Genomic DNA, 18,028 nt, shown 5'->3' with positions numbered 1-18,028 from the left:
GGGTCTACAGCGTGACGTGGCTTCCCATCGTCACGATCCGCTGCCTGGGCAGGCCGAAGTACTCGGCCGGGTCGGCGGCGTGCCGGGCGAGCTGGGTGAACAGCCGCTTGCGCCAGGTCGCCATGACCTTCTCCGGGCCGAGGCTGATCGTGCCGCGTGAGAGGAAGTAGGACGCGCCCTCGACGTCGATGCCCGGTCCGATCAGGTCGTCGGCACAGGCCTGGCGAAGCGCGGCCGGCAGGTCCACGTGGTCGGCGAAGCCGTAGCGCACCGACAGGTGGAGGATGCCGTCGTCCGCGTAGCCCAGGTCGTCGACCGTCAGCTGCTCTGCCGGCGGGACGTGCGGCACGTTCACAGCCGTCGCGGAGATGACGATGACGTGCTCGTGCAGGACGTGGTTGTGCTCCACGGTGGCGCGCATCGCCAGCGGCGTCGTGTCCTTGCCGGGGTGCGGGAACACCGCGGTGCCGGGGACGCGGGGCACGGCGCGCTCGTGGACGAGGTCGACGAACTCCTGCAGCGGCCCCTCCTTGCGCCGCCGGTTCGTCGCGACCACCGCCCGGCCCTTCTGCCACGTCGTCATGACGGTGAAGACACAGGCGGCGATGAGCAGCGGCAGCCAGCCGCCGTGCGCGACCTTGGAGAGGTTGCCCGCCAGGAACGTCAGCTCGATGCCGCCGAACGCGATGCCGGCCGCGGCCAGCTTCCACGCCGGCCAGTCCCACAGCACCCTGGCCACCAGCAGCAGCAGGACGGTGTCGATGACGAGCGCGCCGGTGACGGACACGCCGTATGCCGTGGCGAGCCTGGCGGAGGAACGGAACGCGAACATCAGCGCGAGCACGCCGACGAACAGGGCCCCGTTGACGCCCGGCAGGTAGATCTGCCCGGCCTCGAGCTCGGAGGTCTGACGGACCCTCAGCGCGGGGAGCATGCCCAGCTGCATCGCCTGCCGGGAGAGGGAGAACGCGCCGGAGATCACCGCCTGGCTGGCGATGACGGTCGCGGCCGTCGCCAGGATCACCATCGGGACCTGCGACCAGCCGGGTAGCAGCAGGAAGAACGGGTTCGCGGTCGCGCCGGGGTGGTGCAGGATGAGCGCGGCCTGGCCCAGGTAGTTCAGCGTCAGCGCCGGGAACACGACGAAGAACCAGGCACGCAGGATCGGCATGCGCCCGAAGTGGCCCATGTCCGCGTACAACGCCTCGGCCCCGGTGATCACCAGGACGACCGCGCCCATGGCGACGAACGCGATACCGGGGTGTGCGGCCACGAACGACACCGCATAGGTGGGCGACAGACCGGCCAGCACATTCGGGTGGGCCACGATCTGCGGGACACCGGCCGCGGCGAGCGCCGCGAACCAGAGCAGGGTGACCGGGCCGAAGAGGGCCCCGACCTTGCCGGTGCCGAACCGTTGCGCGGCGAAGAGGCCGGTCAGGATGACCGCGGCGACGGGGACGACGAGGTGCGCGAGGCTGGGGGCAGCCACCTTGAGGCCCTCGACCGCGGACAGCACGCTGATGGCCGGGGTGATGACGGAGTCACCGTAGAAGAGCGAGACGCCGAGGATGCCCAGGGCCATGAGCAGGCCGGTGCGGCCGCCGCGCTTGGCGTACAGGCGACGCGCGAGCGCGGCCAGGGCCATGACCCCGCCTTCGCCGTCGTTGTCCGCGCGCATCAGGACCATGACGTACTTGGCGGACACGATGAGGGTGACCGACCAGAACATCAGGGAGACGACCCCGTAGACGTCGCCGCCGGTGGGTCGCACGATGCCGTGGTCGAGGGAGAACACGGTCTGCAGCGCGTACAGCGGGCTGGTGCCGATGTCGCCGAAGACGACGCCCAGGGCTGCGAGCAGCACGGCAGCGCCCGCGGGCCGGTGGGCCCCGGTGGGCGGCGCCTCCTGCGGGGAGCTGGCGGTGTCAGCACCGGCACTGCTGGTGGCAGTGGTCAGGTCAGTCACAGGTAGGGCTCCAGGTCTTGGCGAGTTGGCTGCGCCTCGTTGCAGGCACGCGAGGAACGGGCGGCGTGGGCGCGGTCCCCGCGGACCGGCCGCGGCGGCCGCCAAGGGTACCGGCCGCAGATGTGCGCAACTGCCCGTCGCGCCGGCGTCCGGGCTCCCGAATAACCACGCGACGACCGTCGGTGCCATCTCGTAGCGTTCAAGACGATGCCACTGACCCAGCTCGAGGCCGTCCGCACGGTGCTCGCCCCAACCACATCGCCAGACACCAACCGCACGGTCGACTGGCGGAGGTTGCGCACCCCGGTGGCGGCGTGGGCGCTGCTCGCGTGTGCGGTCGCCGCCGTGGGCACCTCCCTGGGCACGCTGGTCGCCGGGCAGCTGGCCGAGCACGCCACCCAGCGGCTGGTCCTGCTGCTCGCCGCCTGCGTCGTCGGGGCGGCCGTGCTCGACACCGGCGCCCGCACCCTGTGGGCCGGGGTGGTCGACCGCGCCGAGGGACGCCTGCGCGCCGACCTCCTCGACGCGGCGCTGCACCAGCCGCTGTCGACGCTCACCGAGCAGGCGGTCGGCGAGGTCCTGGACCGGATCGACGACGACACCCATGAGGTCGGCACCCTGCTGCGCCAGAGCGCGTGGCAGGCGATCCGCACGCTGTTCGCGTCCGGCCCGTTGTGGATCGTCGCCGGGACCACGTGGTGGCCCGCCTTCCTCCTGTTCCCCCTCGCCGGTGTGGCCGCGCTGGCCACCGTCCGTCCGCTGCTCCCGGTGCTCTCGGCCCGCAAGGTCGTGGAGGAGGCGGCGTGGACCGACCACGCCGCGGCCCTGGAGGAGGGCGTGGCCGGGCGCGACGACCTCCGCGCCAGCCTGGGCCAGGCCCACGTGGTGCGGCGCTGCACCGAGCTCGCCTCCGAGGTGCACCGCAGGTTCAACAGCGTCCTCGAGCTGGAGAGCCGGATCGGCCGGCGCACCGGCACGCTGCTGCACGCGGTGCTGGCAGCCACCGCGCTCGTCGGGGTGACGCTGGTGGTCAACGCCCGGCTCGACACCGCCGAGCTGGTCACGCTCTTCCTCGTCACCACCATGTTCGTGGGCCAGACCGACATGCTGGCCCGGCACCTGCCGGACCTGCAGGCCGGCTTCGGCGCCGTGCTGCGGCTCCGGGGTCTGCTGGGCACCGAGTCCGAGCCCGTCGGCGGCGACGACCTGCCGGACGGGCCGCTGGACATCCAGTTCCGCGACCTGCGCTTCAGCTACGTCGAGGGGCGCTTCGCGCTCCAGCAGGTCAACCTGGACGTCCCCGCCGGCACCACCTGCGCCCTGGTCGGCCGCACCGGGTCGGGCAAGTCGACGTTGGCCTCACTGCTCTCCCGGGCCGTCGAGCCCGAGCGCGGGTCGGTCCTGCTCGGCGGCGTCGACGTGCTCGACGTCGACCTGCAGCGGCTCCGCTCCGCCGTCGGCGTCGTGACCCAGCGGACCGAGATCCTCGCCGGCACCCTGGCCGAGAACATCACGCTCTTCGAGCCGGTGCCGCGCGCCGAGGTCGAGCGCGCCGTCGCCGAGCTCGGCCTGGAGGACTGGGTGTCCGGCCTGCCCGACGGGTTGGACACCCCGCTCGGCCCGGGCGGCACGACCTTGTCCTCCGGCGAGGAACAGCTCGTCGCCTTCGCGCGCCTGCTGGTGCGCCACGTGCGGGTGGTCGTCCTCGACGAGGCCACCGCCCGCATGGACCCGGTCACCGAGGCCAACGTCGTGCGTGCCGCCGAGCGGCTCCTCTCCGGGCGCACCGGCCTCCTGGTCGCCCACCGGCTGTCCACGACCCGGCGCGCCGAGCACGTCGCGGTGCTGGAGGGCGGGCGGGTCGTGCAGCAGGGCTCGCGCGCCCGGCTCGCCGCCCAGCCGGGGCCGTTCCAGCGGTTGCTCGAGGCCGCGGCGGAGGAGGACTCCGCCCCGCCCGCTCACGACGGGCCACTCGCCCCCACCCCCACGGCCTCCGGCGCCGCTTCGCCTGACGACACGACCCTGGCCACCGGCCGGGTCGGCACCGCCCGCCGCACCGGGGCGCCCCCGCCCGCCCCGCGCCTGGAGGACGTGCCCGGCCTGGCCCGGGCGACCGCCTCGGCGCTGCGCATCGAGCCGCAGTGGGGCCTGGTCAGCGTCGGGCTCTTCCTCGCCGCGGCACTTTCCGGGGCCTTCGGCGCCGTCACCGGCTGGATCTGGGGACACCTCGTGGTCGCCCTCCAGCACGGCGAGAGCCCCGTGGCGCTGACCGCTGCGCTCGTGGTCTCGCTGCTCCTGTCGCCGCTGCTGCTCGCCGAGTCCTTCCGGCGCTACCCACGGTGGTGGGTGTCGGTGATGCTGCGCGTGCGCTCGGCGGTGCTGGTCGGGCAGACCGCCCAGCACCGTCTGGAGCGGACCCCTCCCGGCGAGGTCGTGGCCCGCACCATGGACGCCGACCGCCTGGCCCGCTACGCCGACCGCTGGGTCGACTTCGTCAACGGCCTCGCCATCGCCGCGGTGACCGCGGTCGCGGCGCGGAGCCTGCTGGCCGGCGGGGTCCTGCTCGCCGTCATGGTTGCCTCCGCGCTCGCCTCCTCCCTGGGGCGGCGCGTAGCCGGCCGGTCCGCTGCGGCCTCCGCCGCCGCCCGCGCCCGCTTCGGCCGCTCCCTGGTCTCGGCCCTGGACTCGGTGCGCACGGTAAAGCTCGCCGCGTCGACGCCGAGCGTGCACGCCCACCTGCGCGAGGTCGACGGTGGCCGCGTGGCCGCCGCGGTCCGCGAGCACCGCGTGCAGGCCCTGCTCGACGGCGTCCCGATCGTCATGGTCCAGTGCGGCGTCGTGACGGCCTGGGCCGTCCTCGTCGCCGGCGGCTGGGGGCTGGCCACGGCCCTGCTGGTCGCCGGAGCGGTCAACGGCTTCGACTGGTTCGGGCGGGTCGCGGGGTCGGTCATCACCGAGGCCCCGGGCACCCGCGCCTGGATGCAGACCACGAGCCGGCTCGCCGGCGGCGGCGACCTCATGCGCGTGCCGGCGGGAGTCGACCTCGTGGAGGGCGCCGCCCCCGCGCCGGTGTCCGCCCCCCGGGAGCCGCTGCGCACCCTCGAGATCGCTGGTCTCACGGCGGTGCACGACGACGGCACCCTCGGGGCGACCGGCGTGGACCTGACGGTCGGCGCCGGTGAGCTGGTGCTCCTGCTCGGGCAGGTCGGGTCAGGCAAGTCCAGCCTGCTCTCCGCCCTGGCCGGTCTGGTCACCAGCACGGGGGAGATCCGCTGGAACGGTCAGCCGGTGGCCGAGCCGCAGACGTTCCTGCGACCGGGTCGGGTCGCCCACGTCGCCCAGGTGCCGAGGGTCCTCTCCGGCACCTTCACCGACAACGTCCGGCTGGACCACCCGGGCCGCGCCGTGCGCCCGGCCCTCGAGACCGCCCGTCTCGTCCCGGACGTCCAGTCGGCCGGCGGCCCCGACGCGCTGGTCGGGCACCGCGGGGTCCGGCTCTCCGGCGGCCAGGTGCAGCGCCTCGCGCTGGCGCGGGCGCTCGCATGCGAGGCCGAGCTGCTGCTCGCCGACGACGTCTCCTCGGCGCTCGACTCGGCCACCGAGATCGAGCTGTGGTCCGCGCTGCGTGAGCGGGGCGCCACCGTCATCGGCGCCACGTCCAAGCGGGCGGCGCTGGCCCAGGCCGACCGCGTGGTGGTGCTGGTGGAAGGTCGCGTCGCCGCCGTCGGGGCGTGGCACGAGCTCTCGACGAGCTGGGGCCACCTCGCCGGCTAGCGACAGCGCGGCATACCGGGTCGGAGCGGCGGCGCCGGTGCACCGCGGCCGCGACCGCGCGGGTCACGGGCCCGCAGGACGGGAGCCAGTGTGCCTCGTCGTCAGGAGCGGGTCGCGGCCACCGGTGCGCCGTAGCGCAGCCCGTCATACACGAGGTCGACCAGGGCCAGCGTCGATGAGGGCGGTGTCGACCTCGGGTCGCTGGTGAGGCAGATGCCCCCCAGGGCGCGCAGCAGCTCGGGCGCGGCGACGTCCTCGCGGATCACCCCGGCCTCGATGGCGGGGGCGAGCATGCGCTCCGCGGCCAGGCGCAGCGTCTCCCGGGTCTGCGCGAAGTGCTCCGAGCGGCTGCCGTCCATCATCGTGCGCAGCAGGGTCACCATGCCCTGCTTGACGGCGTAGAAGTCGACGAACCCGCGCATCCACTCGCGCAGCGCCTCGCCGGGGTCCTCGCTGGTCGCCAGCTCCCGGGAACGCGCGTCGAGGGCGTCGATCTGGGCGCCGTAGACCGCCAGGACGAGGTCCTCGCGGGTGGGGAAGTGGCGGTAGAGGGTCCCGATGCCCACGCCCGCGGCCTTGGCCACGTCGTCCAGCGACGTCTCGACGCCGCGTTCGGCGAACTGCGCCGTCGCCGCGTCGAGGAGCCGCGCCCGGTTGCGGGCGGCATCGGCGCGGAGCGCCTTGCCCTCAGGGGACACCCGAGTCACCACCTTGCATAAACGGAGACGTCCTCCGTATAGTCGGTTAAGCGGAGGGAATCTCCGCTTCCACTCTTGTCACGACGCGGAGGGTTCCTCCGCTTTCGTCACCATGATAGCCCCGCCTGCCGGGAAGGACCTCCCATCCATGAGTTCCAGCACTGCCACGCCGACCCGGACGTGGCTCCCCCTCGCCGTCGTCCTCACCACCCAGATGATGATCGTCCTCGACTCGGCGATCGTGAACATCGCGCTGCCGGACATGCAGCAGGCGCTGCACATCCAGCCCGCGAACCTGTCCTGGGTCGTCAACGCCTACACCCTCGCCTTCGGCGGGCTGCTCCTGCTCGGCGCCCGCGCCGGTGACCTGTTCGGGCGCCGCACCGTCTTCGCGGTCGGCATGGCCCTCTTCACCGCCGCCTCCCTGCTCGGCGGCTTCGCCGGCGCCGGCGCCGACCTCTTCCTGGCCCGGGCCGCGCAGGGCGTCGGCGCGGCCCTCATCGCCCCGTCGGCCCTCGCGATCCTCATGGGGCTGTACCCGCAGCCGCGGGACCGCACCCGAGCCGTGGGCTACTACACGATCGTCTCCGCCAGCGGCGCCGCCATCGGGCTCATCGCCGGCGGCCTGCTCACCTCCTACGCCTCCTGGCGGTGGGTGATGTTCGTCAACGTGCCCATCGGGCTCGTGGTGCTCGCGCTGTCCCGCGTGGCCCTGCCCCGCGGCCGCGGCCAGTCCGGCCGCATCGACGTCGCCGGGAGCCTGCTGTCCACGGCGGGCATGACCGCCCTGGTCTACGGGTTCATCCGCGCCGCGGCCGACGGCTGGGGCAGCGCCACGGCCCTGGCCTCCTTCGCGGCCGCGCTCGTCCTGATGACCGCCTTCGTCCTCGTCGAGCGCAGCGTCGAGCACCCCATCACGCCGCTGCACCTGTTCGCCGACCGGGAGCGCGCGAGTGCGTATGTCGCGCGGCTGCTGCTCGTCGCCGGCAGCATGGGCGCGTTCTTCTTCCTCAGCCAGTACTTCCAGCTCGTCCTCGGCTGGTCGCCGGTGCGGACCGGACTGGCGTTCGTGCCGTTCCCGGTGACGGTGTTCGTCAGCTCCCAGCTGGCCACCCGGGTGTTCGTGCCGCGGGTCGGCACCCGCGCCGTGATGCTCGCCGGGATGGCGATGTCCGGGGTGGGTCTCGTCCTGCTGACTCGGCTCGGGGTCGACACCACCTACGCGCAGCTGATCGGCTCGATGGTGCTGTTCGCGTTCGGCAACGGCACCGCCTTCGTCCCGCTCACCGACGCGGGCATGGCCAGGGTGCCGGCCCATGAGGTGGGCATCGCCTCCGGCCTGGTCAACGTCACCCAGCAGGTCGGCGGAGCGGTCGGCCTGGCGGTGCTCGTCACCGTCTTCGCCACCGCCGGGCCCGGGGCGGCGTCCTCCCCGGCCGCGTCGGCGCACGCCAAGGCGCTGTTCGCGCTGGGCGCAGACCGCGGGTTCGGTGTCGCCGCCGGCCTCATCGCTGTCGCCGTGGTGCTCGTGCTGTCCCTGGCCGTACGCCGTCGCACCCCACGTCCCGAGGTGGCGCTGCCGGAGACGGAGGCCCGTGTGCTGGAGCCGGTGGCCTGAGCCGAGCAGCCGGTCACACCGCACGCAACGCCCCGCCGGGGACCCCCGGCGGGGCGTTGCTGCGCAGGCATGGACCAGCCCGCGCTACGCGAACTGCACGAGGCTCCCGCAGACCGAGGCGACGAGACTGCCGTGGCGCGGGGCCGCATCGGTGAGAGGGGTCGGCACGTGGGCGACGGCAGCCAGCTCAGGCCCGAGGTCGAGGTCAGGCCCGAGGTTGCCCCGAGCGGCCCCGGCTGCGCCGACTGTGACGCCGCCACCCCGCCGGGCTGGTGGCTGCACCTGCGTCGCTGCGCGCGCTGCGGCCACGTCGGCTGCTGCGACTCCTCACCCGCCCAGCACGCCTCCGGGCACTTCCGCGCCACCGGGCACCGGGTGGTCCAGAGCTTCGAGCCGGACGAGGACTGGTTCTACGACTACGCCACGGGCGACTGGCTCGAGGGGCCCGAGCTGGCGGGCCCGACCTCCCACCCCGCCGGACAGGGCGTCCCGGGACCGGCGGGGCGGGTGCCGCCCGACTGGCGGTCCCGGCTGCACTAGCCGGAGGGCGAGCGAGGACACGAGGCCGGGATGGGACGGTCCACACCGAGACAGACAGACGGACGGGCACCTGTGGGGCGCCCGTCCGTCGTGCGTGCCGTCGAGAGGAATCGAACCCCTCGCATCGCCCAAGCTCGACTGCCACGTCGTGATGACGTCGTCTGTCGGCGGCTCAACCACACACGCTTCCAGGGCCGGCACGGGGGACAACGCACGGGGCACGCCCGTTCTTCCCGGCAGGGGAGGAACAGCCGGTCGCCGCGATCCGTTGGATACGCCATGACAGCCCACTCCGAACCCGTGGTTCCGGCCGTTCCCGCCGATGACTTCCCGGCCGCGCGCGCCGCGCTCGACGAGGAGCGCCAGGAGCTGGTCTCGCGCATCGCCTACCTGAGTCGCGACGTCGACACGATCATCGAGGCCTCCCAGGACGTCTCCACGGATGACGAGCACGACCCGGACGGCGCGACCATCGCCTACGAGCGGGCTCAGGTGGCTGCGCTCCTGGAGCAGGCCCGCAGCCACCTGGCCGACTGCGACCTGGCTCAGGAGCGACTGTCGGCAGGCACCTACGGGGTCTGCGAACGCTGCGGCGGGACGATCGGGGCAGCACGCCTCGAGGCTCGTCCCACGACCCGGACCTGCATCACCTGCGCTGCGGCCGAACGCCACTGACGGCCGGGGGTCAACCGGGGTCGCGTGTCTGCGGCGCCCCCGGCGTGTCCGGGGAGGGGACGGGCAGACGCACCCGCAGGACGGTGCGGCCCGGGCTGGAGTCGATGCCGATGGTGCCGCCGTGGCGCTCCTCGACGATGCGCCGGGCGATGTCGAGGCCGAGGCCCGTGCCCCGGCCCACGTCCTTGGTCGTGTAGAACGCCTCGAAGGCCCGCGCCGCCACCGCCGGCGGCATCCCCGGACCGGTGTCGGTGACCTCGACCACGACGTTGCCGTCCTCGGCCCGGGTCGTCAGCCGGAGCGTGCCGGCCCCGCCCATCGCGTCGACGGCGTTGTCGATGAGGTTCGTCCACACCTGGTTGAGCTCGCCGGCGTAGGCGGCCACGCGGGGCACCCCGGAACCGTAGTCCCGAACGACCGTGACACCGTCGCGCAGCGTGTGCCCGAGCATGACGAGGGTACTCTCGAGGCCCTCGGTGACGTCGACGAGCTGCATCGAGGCCCGGTCCATCTGCGAGTAGGAGCGGACGGCCGCGACGAGGTCGGAGACCCGCCGGGTGGACTCCCTCACCTCGGCCAGCAGCGTGGACGTGGCCAGGGTGCTGGCCACCCACTCCAGGCCTGGCTCCAGGGCGGACCCCGCGAGGGCGTCCGCGGCCCGCGCGCACCAGTCGAGGTCGGCACCGGCGTCGGCCAGGGTCGGCGCGAGGGTGCCGGCCGCGGCCACGCCGCGACCGGTGAGCCACGCGGCGAGCGCGTCCTCGAGGTCGGCGGCGGCCAGCGGGTCCCGCGGCCCGGCGCCCGGCTCGAGCTCGCGGCGCAGCTCGTCGAGGGCGGTGAACTGGCGGGCCGAGATCTCGTCGTGCGCCAGCCGGCCCAGGGAGGACAGCAGCGTGCCGCAGGCGTCCTCCAGCGAGGCGACCGCCCGGGAGGCTGCGGCCGCCGGGTTGTTGATCTCGTGCGCGAGGCCGGCGGCGAGGGTGCCGAGGGTGACCAGCGCCTCCCGCTGGCGCACCGTCGACTCGATGGAGCGTGCGGTGCCGTAGAGCCCCTCGATGAGGTGGGCGGCGAACGGGAACCAGGCGAAGGAGCGTTCGCGCAGTGCCGGGGCCGGCACCCGGAGCACCCGTCCCGGCGTCCGTCCCCGGCCGGTGGCCAGGTAGACCCCGTGCTCGTCCCAGGCGCGGAACCCTCCCGCCCAGCGGCCGGGTACGTCCATGCTCCCCACGACCGTCTCCTCGCGGCCGACGCGGCGCACGAGGTGGATCGCGCCGTCGACCAGCACCCACCAGTGGTCGGCGTGCTCGCCCTCACGGAACAGGTCGACGCCCGGCTCGATGCGCACCTCGGTGCCGGCCTCGAGCAGCTCGGCGAGCTGGTCGTCGGTCAGGCCCTCGAAGATGGCGAGCGGGCGCAGGTCCGCGACGCGCATCAGATGGTCGCCAGGTAGCGGTGGACGAGGTAGACGGCCATGGCCCCCTCGCCGACGGCGGAGGCGACCCGCTTCATCGAGTCGAGGCGCACGTCTCCGGCGGCGAAGACGCCGGGCACGCTCGTCTCGAGGACGAACGGGGCCCGGGACAACGGCCAGCGGGCGGGGTGCGCGGCGCCCAGGAGGTCCGGCCCGGTGACGACGAAGCCCTTGTCGTCGCGCACGATGTCCGGCCCGAGCCACTCGGTGCGCGGCGAGGCGCCGATGAAGACGAACAGCCAGCTGGTGGGCACCTCCTCGGTCGCGCCGGAGTCGCGGTCGACCAGGACCAGCGACTCCAGGTGGCCCTCACCTCGCGCGGCGGCCACCTCGCAGCGGTGGCGCACCTCGATGTTGGTCGCCGCGGTGATCCGCTCGATGAGGTAGCGCGACATGGTCAGCTCGAGTGCCGGTCCGCGGACCACCAGCACCACGCGCTTGGCGTACCGGGCGAGGTTCAGCGCCGCCTGCCCCGCCGAGTTGGCGGCGCCGACGACGTAGACGTCGTCCCCCTGGCACTGGGCCGCCTCGCCGGCGCTCGCGCCGTAGTAGACGCCGCGGCCGGTGAGCTCGGCCAGTCCGTCGGCCTCGAGGCGCCGGTAGGAGACGCCGGTGGCCACCACGACCGCGCGGGCCTCGATGGCGCCGCCGCCCTCGAGGAGCACGGCGCGCACCGGCCCGCGGGTCTCGAAGCCGACGACGTCCCGTGCCAGCACCACCTCCGCCCCGAACCGGAACACCTGGGCCAGGGCGCGCTGGGTGAGGTCGGAGCCGGTCAGCCCCTTGGGGAAGCCGAGGTAGTTCTCGATGGCGGCGCTCTGGCCGGCCTGGCCCCCGGGCGCCTCGCGTTCCACGACAACGGTGCTCAACCCCTCCGAGGCGGCGTACACCGCCGCGGCCAGGCCGGCCGGGCCCCCGCCCACGATGCACACGTCATACAGCGGCTGCTGCGCGCTGGTGCGCAGCCCGAGCGCGCCGGCGACCTGGAGGGTCGAGGGGGCGCGCAGGGTGTCGCCGTCGGGCACGAGGACCAGGGGCAGGTCGTCCGCCGACGCCTGCGCGAGCCCGGCCAGCCGCTGCGCCTCGATGTCGCGCTCGATGTCGTACCAGCGGTAGGGCACGTGGTTGCGGGCGAGGAAGGTCTTGAGCTCGTAGCTGCGCTCGGACCACCGGTGCCCGACCACGCGCACGTCGGCGGTGTGGTCCGGGTTCTCCTGGACCCAGTCGCCCAGCAGGTCGTCCACGACGGGGTAGAGGCGCTCCTCGGGCGGGTCCCAGGGTTTGAGCAGGTAGTAGTCCAGGCCGATGTCGTTGATCGCCGTGATGGCCACGTCGGTGTCGGCGTAGGCGGTCAGCAGCAGGAGCTTGGCGCCCGGCGCGTGGGTGCGGGCCCGCTCGAGCATCTCGGTCCCGGTCATCTGCGGCATCCGCTGGTCGGCGGCGATGAGGGCGACCGGCTGGTCGCGCAGCGCGAGCTCGGCCAGGACCGACAGCGCCTCTGCGCCCGAGGTCGCGCGCACGATGCGGTACTCGCTGCCGTAGCGGCTGCGCAGGTCCCGGCTGATGGCAGCCGAGACCAGGGGGTCGTCGTCGACGGTCAGGATGGTCGGTCTGGTCATGACCTCGGCCTTCGGGCGACCTCGTCGCCTGCCGCGGGGAGGCTGGAGGGACGGTGGAACCGCTAGCTCGCAGCATAGGCGCGCGCTGAACCGGGCATCAGGGGTCGACCGGCCCTGGCCTGGCGCGGGTGGAGTCGGTCGGCGGGGGCCTCAGCAGCAGTCGACGACCGGGTGACCGGAGGCCAGGGTGACCGCCTGGTCCGAGGTGGAGCACGGGCACGCAGCGGGCGGCTCCCAGCCGTCGAACACCGGCGTGCGGGCCCAGACGGCCTTGCCGTCACTGAGCGGGCTGACCCCCCACTGGGCGGCGACGGCGTCCACCACGAGCAGCCCCCGTCCGCCGGTGACCGGACCGGCGGGCCCCACGTGCAACCGTGGGTCCCGCTCGTGCGGCACCTCGTCGAGCTCGGCCTCGAGGGCGTGGGCGGCTGCCAGGTCTCCGGCCAGGTCCGATCGGTGGGGTCGCACCACCGGCCGCGTCGGCGTGCCGTCGAAGACCGCCAGCTCGATCGTCGAGTCGGCGCAGCTCACGCTCACCAGGAGCGGGGTCCGGGCGTGCAGCACGGCGTTGGTGACCAGCTCGGACAGGGCCAGCTCTGAGTCCTCGGCGATCTCCATCAGTCCCCAGCTGCTGTAGCAGCGCCGCAGGAACTCCCGCGCGGCCGGGGCCGAATGCGGCTCAGGCGGCAACGACTTGGTGGCGTGGTGGCACATCTTCGCCCCCTTCGGGACCGCGTCCGACCCCCTGAACCAGGGCTCGAGGTGCCGTGAGCAGCGCACCCGAAGCCGATGCTCTCACGCCGACCGGGTTGCCGGTGGGTTGGCGGCGCAGCTGGGTCCCGCATCGAGGAGCCTCCACGCCGTTCTGCCCAAGAGGTGGACAGGGGCCACCGGCGACCCGGCATGATGGGCCGGTGCTTTCGGATCCCCCGGGCGAGGGTGCCTCAAGGGCCGCGCGCCACCTGGGTGACCGGCTGACGCGCCTGGCCCGGGTCACGGCAGAGCTGGCCACCGCCGACACGGTCGACGCGGTGACCAAGATCGTCATCACGCACAGCGCCGATGCCGTGGGAGCCACGATGGCCTCGCTGACCCTGCTCGACGGGCCTGCGACGCTGCGACTGGTGGGGCTGCGCGGCGGTGACGAGGGAGAGGCGGAGCAGTGGGCGAGCTTCCCCCTCGACAGCCGGACCCCGGTCAGCGACGTGGTCCGCACGGGGCGGCGCCTCGTCCTGTCAGGGGCTGCCGAGATCGCGGAGCGCTACCCCGAGTCCGACCGCGGTGAGCGCTCGATCGTCTGCCTGCCGCTGAGGGTGAGCACGCGGACCATCGGGGCAATTGGGCTCTCCTTCCCTGCGGCGAGGTTCGTGGACTCGGCCGAGCTGGAGTTCTTCGAGATCCTGGCCGACACCTGCGCCCAGGCCCTGGAGCGCGTCGGCGCCCAGGAGGAGGCAGCGAAGCAGACCGCCAAGCTGGTCTTCCTCGCCGACGCCGCCACGGAGCTGAGCAGCAGCCTGGACTACCAGACCACGCTGGCCAGGGTCGCCAGGCTGGCCGTCCCCACCTTCGCCGACTGGTGCGCCATCGACCTGGTCGAGGACGGTCGTCTCAACCGTCTCGCGGTGGAGCACGTGGACCCGGCGAAGGTCCAGCTCGCGATCGACCTCGAGCAGCGGTACCCCGCCGACCCGGACGCCCCGAGCGGAGCCTGGAACGTGATGCGGACCGGCCGCAGCGAGCTGGTCCGCGAGGTCACCGACGAGATGCTGGTGGCCGCCGCGATCGATGACGAGCACCTGCGCATCGCCCGCGAGCTGCGGCTGCGCAGCGGCCTGACGGTGCCGCTGGTGGCCCGAGGCCGGGTGCTGGGGGTCATCACCTGGGTCTCGGCCGAGTCCGACCGGCTCTACGGACCCGACGACCTGGCCCTCGCCGAGGACCTGGCCAAGCGCGCCGCGATCGCCATCGACAACGCCGAGCTCCACAGCCAGACCCTGGCCGCAGCAGACCAGCTGCAGCACGCCGTGCTGCCCGAGTCGCTGCCCGCCGTCCCCGGATGGGAGCTGGCCAGCTACTACGGCCCTTCCGGGCGCACCGAGGTGGGCGGCGACTTCTATGACGCCATACCCCTCAGTGACGGTCGCCTGGTGCTCTTCGTCGGTGACGTCATGGGCCGCGGCGTCGGCGCCGCGGCGGCTATGGCCCAGATGAGGGCAGCCGTCCGGGCCTATGCCGCCCTGGACCCTGCCCCCGCGACCGTCACCAGCCGGCTCGACCTGATGTTCGCGCAGTACCCCACGGAGCAGCTGGTCACGCTCGTGTACATGGTCGCCGACCCGACGCGCGGAGAGCTCGTGGTCGCCAACGCCGGGCACCCACCGCCGGTGCTGCTCCGCCGGGACGGCAGGTCCGAGCCGCTCCCGCTGGCCAGTGGCCCCCCGCTCGGCATCGCGGAGCAGCCCCGACAGGAGCTGACCGTCCCCCTGGAGCGGGGCGACACCCTGGTGGCCTTCACCGACGGCCTCATCGAGCGACGCGACGAGGACATCGACCGGGGGCAGCAGCGCATGGACGAGGCGATGACGCGCCTGACCGGCACGGACCTGTCCGTGGCCCTGCACGAGCTGGTCGCCGAGCTGCGGGACGCCTCCCGGGACGACGACGTCGCCGCGCTGGCGGTGCGCCGGGGCGAACCGCCGACGTCGCCGGACCGGCCGGCGTGAGCCGCCGAGGTCCCTGCCTGGGCCGCCGCGTCAGGAGGCCACGCGGCGCGCCTCCCGGGACTGCCGACGGCGAATGAGCCGGCGCTCCTCCTCGTCGGTGCCACCCCAGATGCCGGTCTCCTGACGGCTGTCCAGGGCCCAGCGCAGGCACTCGTCCTGCACCGGGCACCGCTGGCACACCCGCCTGGCCGCGTCGGCCTGGATGAGCGCCTGCCCGGTCGTCCCCACGGGGAAGAACAGCTCCGGGTCGGTGCTGAGGCATTCCGCCTTGTCACGCCAGTTCACAAGCCCTCCAATCGGCACGAGGTGCCGGTGGTCAATGGGAACCGGCCACTCTGGCCCCGGAACCTGAGAGAAGCATCAAAGGACCACCTCTGGGCGCTGGGTGTTTGCGGCCCGGGCCCGCTCGCCCCTGCGTGGTCAGGTCGCCGAGCCGCGGCCGGCCCCGGCCAGAGGGCCCTGCCGCGGGCATTCCTGCAGTGGCGGCCCGTCCACCGGGCAGTACCGACGGGCGGTGGGCTGCGAGGGCTCGGCCGCCGGCGCCCGGACGAAGAGCGCAGACAGCACCGCGCCGGCCACCAGCAGTCCGGCGCAGACCCACATGGCGGTCTGGAAGGCCGGCTCCAGCCGGGCCGGCTCGTGGTACGCCTCACCGCTGAGCCCGGCGACCAGGGGGAGAACCGCAACGGACAGCAGGCCGGCCACGCGCGCCACCGCGTTGTTGACGCCGCTGGCGAGGCCGGCGTGTTGCTCCGGCGCCGCCGCCAGGGTGGTCGCGGTCAGCGGCGCGACCGTCAGCGAGAGTCCCAGCCCGAAGACGGCCACCGGTGGCAGCACGTCCGTCAGGTATGTCGCGCCGGCACCCAGGCGGGTCAGGCCGGCAACCCCGACCGCGCACAGCAGCGGCCCGACCGTCATGGGGATCCGCGGCCCGATCCGCTGCGCCAGGCCACCCATCCGCGCGGACAGCAGGAGCATCAGGCCCGTGACAGGCAGCAACGCCAGGCCGGCGGCGATCGGGGAGAACCCGGCCACGACCTGGAGCTGGAGCACGAGCCAGAAGAACACGCCGCCGAGCGCCGCGTAGATGGCGAACGTCGCGGCGTTGGTCGCGCGGAAGATGGGGGAGGCGAAGATGTCGAGCGGGAGCATCGGCTCGGCGGCCGTGCGCTCGCGGACGACGAAGCCGACGAGGGCAGCCACGCCGGCCAGCAATGACACCACGACGGTGCCGTTGCCCAGGCCCGTGTTCTGCCAGGCGATCAGCCCGTTGGTGACGGCACCGAGGCCCACCGCGCCCAGCACCGCCGCCGCCACGTCCACGTGTCGGGGTGCCATCGGGTCGCGGGTCTCGGGCACCTGGCGTTGGGAGATGAGCACGACGGCGACGGCCACCGGCAGGTTGATGAAGAAGATCCATCGCCACGAGCTCACCTGCACCAGCCAGCCGCCGATGAACGGGCCGGCGGCGCCACCGATCCCCGCCAGCCCCGACCAGGCCCCGATGGCCCGGGCCCGGTCCTCCGGTCGGAACGAGGACTGCAGGATGGCCAGGCTGCCCGGCGTCAGCAGGGCGCCGCCGACGCCCTGGAGACCCCTGGCCGCGATGAGGGTCTGGACGTTGGGGGCCAGGCCGCACAGCAGCGACGCCAGCGCGAACCAGACCACCCCCACGACGAACACCCTGCGGCGGCCGAGGCGGTCCCCGAGCGAGCCACCGAGCAGGATCAGCGACGCGAGCGTCAACGTGTAGGCGTTGATCACCCACGTCAGGTCCGACAGACGGGCCCCGAGGGACTCCCCGATCCGCGGGAGGGCGACGTTGACCACCGTGGCGTCGATGAACGCCAGTGACGAGCCGAGCACCGTCGCGGCCAGCACCCACCGACCGTGGGGCTCGCCGTAGGCCACCTGCACCGTGGTGGCCGTCGTGGGCGGCGTGGTCACGCCGGGCCCGGGTGGGGCGGGGTGGCGCACGCCAGCCACTCGGTCGGCCGATGCCTCTGGCGTGTGTCCATGTGCCTGCCCACGCTTCGCGGGAAGTCCCTTTCCGCTTGAACGTAACCCCGTGGCAGGGGAGCCACAAGGCGTCGACGGCGGCCGCGATGCCGAACGGCCCCGGGACGTGCTGCCCCCGGTTGTTTGCTGCGCCGGCGAGGTCGATGATCGGTACGCGCGCAACCCGCGCGTGGGGACGTCAGGAGGGTCTGGATGCACTTTCGGGCGACGTTGCAGCTGGACGGGAAGACGGCGACCGGCATCGAGGTCCCGGACGCGGTCGTCGAGGCGCTCGGTGCTGGCCGGAGGCCGCCCGTCGTCGTGGTGCTCAACGACTACACCTTCCGCAGCACGCTGGGGTCCATGCGTGGGGTGGCCAAGATCCCGGTGAGCGCCGAGCACCGCGCCGCGGCAAAGGTGCAGGCCGGCGACGAGGTGGAGGTCGAACTGCGGCTCGACGACCAGCCCAGGGAGCTGGCGGTCCCCGACGACCTCGCGGCAGCGCTGGCGGCGGACAGCGCGGCGCAGCAGGCGTTCGACTCCCTGTCGCCCAGCCGACGTCAGGCGGTGGTGCAGCAACTCGAGACCGCCAGGACGACAGAGACCCGGCAGCGTCGCCTCGCCAAGGCGATGCAGGACCTCCACGAGGGGTGAGCGGCGCGGCGGACCTGCCGGTCATGTGCGGGCGCTCGCGGCGTCGGCCGTCGCTGTCTGCCGCGGGACAGGGGTGAGCCGCTGGGTCAGCACGTAGGACACCACGACGGCGATGATGGTCAACGGCATGAGCGTGATGCCGTCCTGGCCGAGGAAGAGGCTGGTGAGCAGCACGGAGGTGAGGGGCAGGCGCAGCATGCCGGCGGTGAATGCGCCGATCCCGATGGCCACCCCCGATATGGCGGCCAGGCCCGGAAGGTGGGAGAGCGCGATACCTGCTGCCGCCCCG

General features: G+C 73.7%; 13 protein-coding genes and 1 pseudogene. 6 read left to right on the top strand and 8 right to left on the bottom strand.

All coding sequences use genetic code 11. From position 1 onward, the window contains the following. Nucleotides 1–4: 4 nt before the first annotated feature. Complete coding sequence (locus VF825_RS01225; protein WP_331109279.1) at nt 5–1,969, bottom strand: potassium transporter Kup; 1,965 nt, start codon at nt 1,967–1,969, stop codon at nt 5–7. 207 nt (nt 1,970–2,176) lie between these two features. Here VF825_RS01225 and VF825_RS01220 point away from each other — a divergent pair, with 207 nt between their 5' ends. After that, the gene (locus tag VF825_RS01220; protein ID WP_331109277.1) at nt 2,177–5,743 is read left to right on the top strand and encodes an ABC transporter ATP-binding protein; all 3,567 of its coding nucleotides are present in this window, start codon (nt 2,177–2,179) and stop codon (nt 5,741–5,743) included. Nucleotides 5,744–5,844: 101 nt separating this feature from the next. Here VF825_RS01220 and VF825_RS01215 read toward each other — a convergent pair whose 3' ends face one another. Next, complete coding sequence (locus tag VF825_RS01215) at nt 5,845–6,441, bottom strand: TetR/AcrR family transcriptional regulator (protein ID WP_331109274.1); 597 nt, start codon at nt 6,439–6,441, stop codon at nt 5,845–5,847. 148 nt (nt 6,442–6,589) lie between these two features. Between VF825_RS01215 and VF825_RS01210 the strand changes: the two genes are divergently transcribed. The 3 genes from VF825_RS01210 to VF825_RS01200 all read left to right on the top strand — a co-directional run bounded on the left by VF825_RS01210 (nt 6,590) and on the right by VF825_RS01200 (nt 9,274). Continuing rightward, nucleotides 6,590–8,059, top strand: a complete 1,470-nt coding sequence (locus VF825_RS01210) for an MFS transporter (RefSeq protein ID WP_331109272.1) — start codon at nt 6,590–6,592, stop codon at nt 8,057–8,059. A gap of 168 nt (nt 8,060–8,227) precedes the next feature. Continuing rightward, complete coding sequence (locus VF825_RS01205; RefSeq protein ID WP_331109270.1) at nt 8,228–8,599, top strand: UBP-type zinc finger domain-containing protein; 372 nt, start codon at nt 8,228–8,230, stop codon at nt 8,597–8,599. Between the two features lie 279 nt (nt 8,600–8,878). Further along, nucleotides 8,879–9,274, top strand: coding sequence for a TraR/DksA family transcriptional regulator (locus VF825_RS01200; protein ID WP_331109268.1), 396 nt, complete (start codon nt 8,879–8,881; stop codon nt 9,272–9,274). A gap of 10 nt (nt 9,275–9,284) precedes the next feature. On the opposite strand, the gene VF825_RS01195 is transcribed toward VF825_RS01200, so the two are convergent. The 3 genes from VF825_RS01195 to VF825_RS01185 all read right to left on the bottom strand — a co-directional run bounded on the left by VF825_RS01195 (nt 9,285) and on the right by VF825_RS01185 (nt 13,078). Further along, the gene (locus VF825_RS01195) at nt 9,285–10,706 is read right to left on the bottom strand and encodes a sensor histidine kinase (protein ID WP_331109266.1); all 1,422 of its coding nucleotides are present in this window, start codon (nt 10,704–10,706) and stop codon (nt 9,285–9,287) included. Beyond that, nucleotides 10,706–12,364 (bottom strand): FAD-dependent oxidoreductase, encoded by a 1,659-nt coding sequence (locus VF825_RS01190; RefSeq protein WP_331109264.1) that lies wholly within the window; start codon nt 12,362–12,364, stop codon nt 10,706–10,708. The genes VF825_RS01195 and VF825_RS01190 overlap by 1 nt, the downstream gene beginning before the upstream one ends. A 150-nt stretch (nt 12,365–12,514) precedes the next feature. Continuing rightward, on the bottom strand, nt 12,515–13,078 hold the full coding sequence (locus VF825_RS01185) for an ATP-binding protein (protein ID WP_331109262.1): 564 nt from the start codon (nt 13,076–13,078) through the stop codon (nt 12,515–12,517). A 200-nt stretch (nt 13,079–13,278) separates the two neighbouring features. Here VF825_RS01185 and VF825_RS01180 point away from each other — a divergent pair, with 200 nt between their 5' ends. Then, entirely contained in the window at nt 13,279–15,087 is a 1,809-nt protein-coding gene (locus VF825_RS01180; RefSeq protein ID WP_331109260.1) for a GAF domain-containing SpoIIE family protein phosphatase, read from the top strand. A gap of 30 nt (nt 15,088–15,117) precedes the next feature. Here VF825_RS01180 and VF825_RS01175 read toward each other — a convergent pair whose 3' ends face one another. Together VF825_RS01175 and VF825_RS01170 are read right to left on the bottom strand one after the other, a co-directional pair. Beyond that, nucleotides 15,118–15,372, bottom strand: coding sequence for a WhiB family transcriptional regulator (locus VF825_RS01175; protein WP_331109257.1), 255 nt, complete (start codon nt 15,370–15,372; stop codon nt 15,118–15,120). Nucleotides 15,373–15,507: 135 nt separating this feature from the next. Continuing rightward, complete coding sequence (locus VF825_RS01170; RefSeq protein WP_331109254.1) at nt 15,508–17,034, bottom strand: MFS transporter; 1,527 nt, start codon at nt 17,032–17,034, stop codon at nt 15,508–15,510. Nucleotides 17,035–17,298: 264 nt separating this feature from the next. On the opposite strand from VF825_RS01170, the gene VF825_RS01165 reads away from it, so the two are divergent. Next, nucleotides 17,299–17,739, top strand: coding sequence for a YdeI/OmpD-associated family protein (locus VF825_RS01165; RefSeq protein ID WP_331109252.1), 441 nt, complete (start codon nt 17,299–17,301; stop codon nt 17,737–17,739). 21 nt (nt 17,740–17,760) lie between these two features. On the opposite strand, the pseudogene VF825_RS01160 reads toward VF825_RS01165, so the two are convergent. After that, nucleotides 17,761–18,028: pseudogene (locus VF825_RS01160) on the bottom strand (chloride channel protein); the annotation flags it as partial.

Source organism: Oryzihumus sp. (genome assembly GCF_036391795.1).
Taxonomy (GTDB): Bacteria; Actinomycetota; Actinomycetes; order Actinomycetales; family Dermatophilaceae; genus Oryzihumus.
This window is presented reverse-complemented; position numbering and strand designations above follow the sequence as displayed.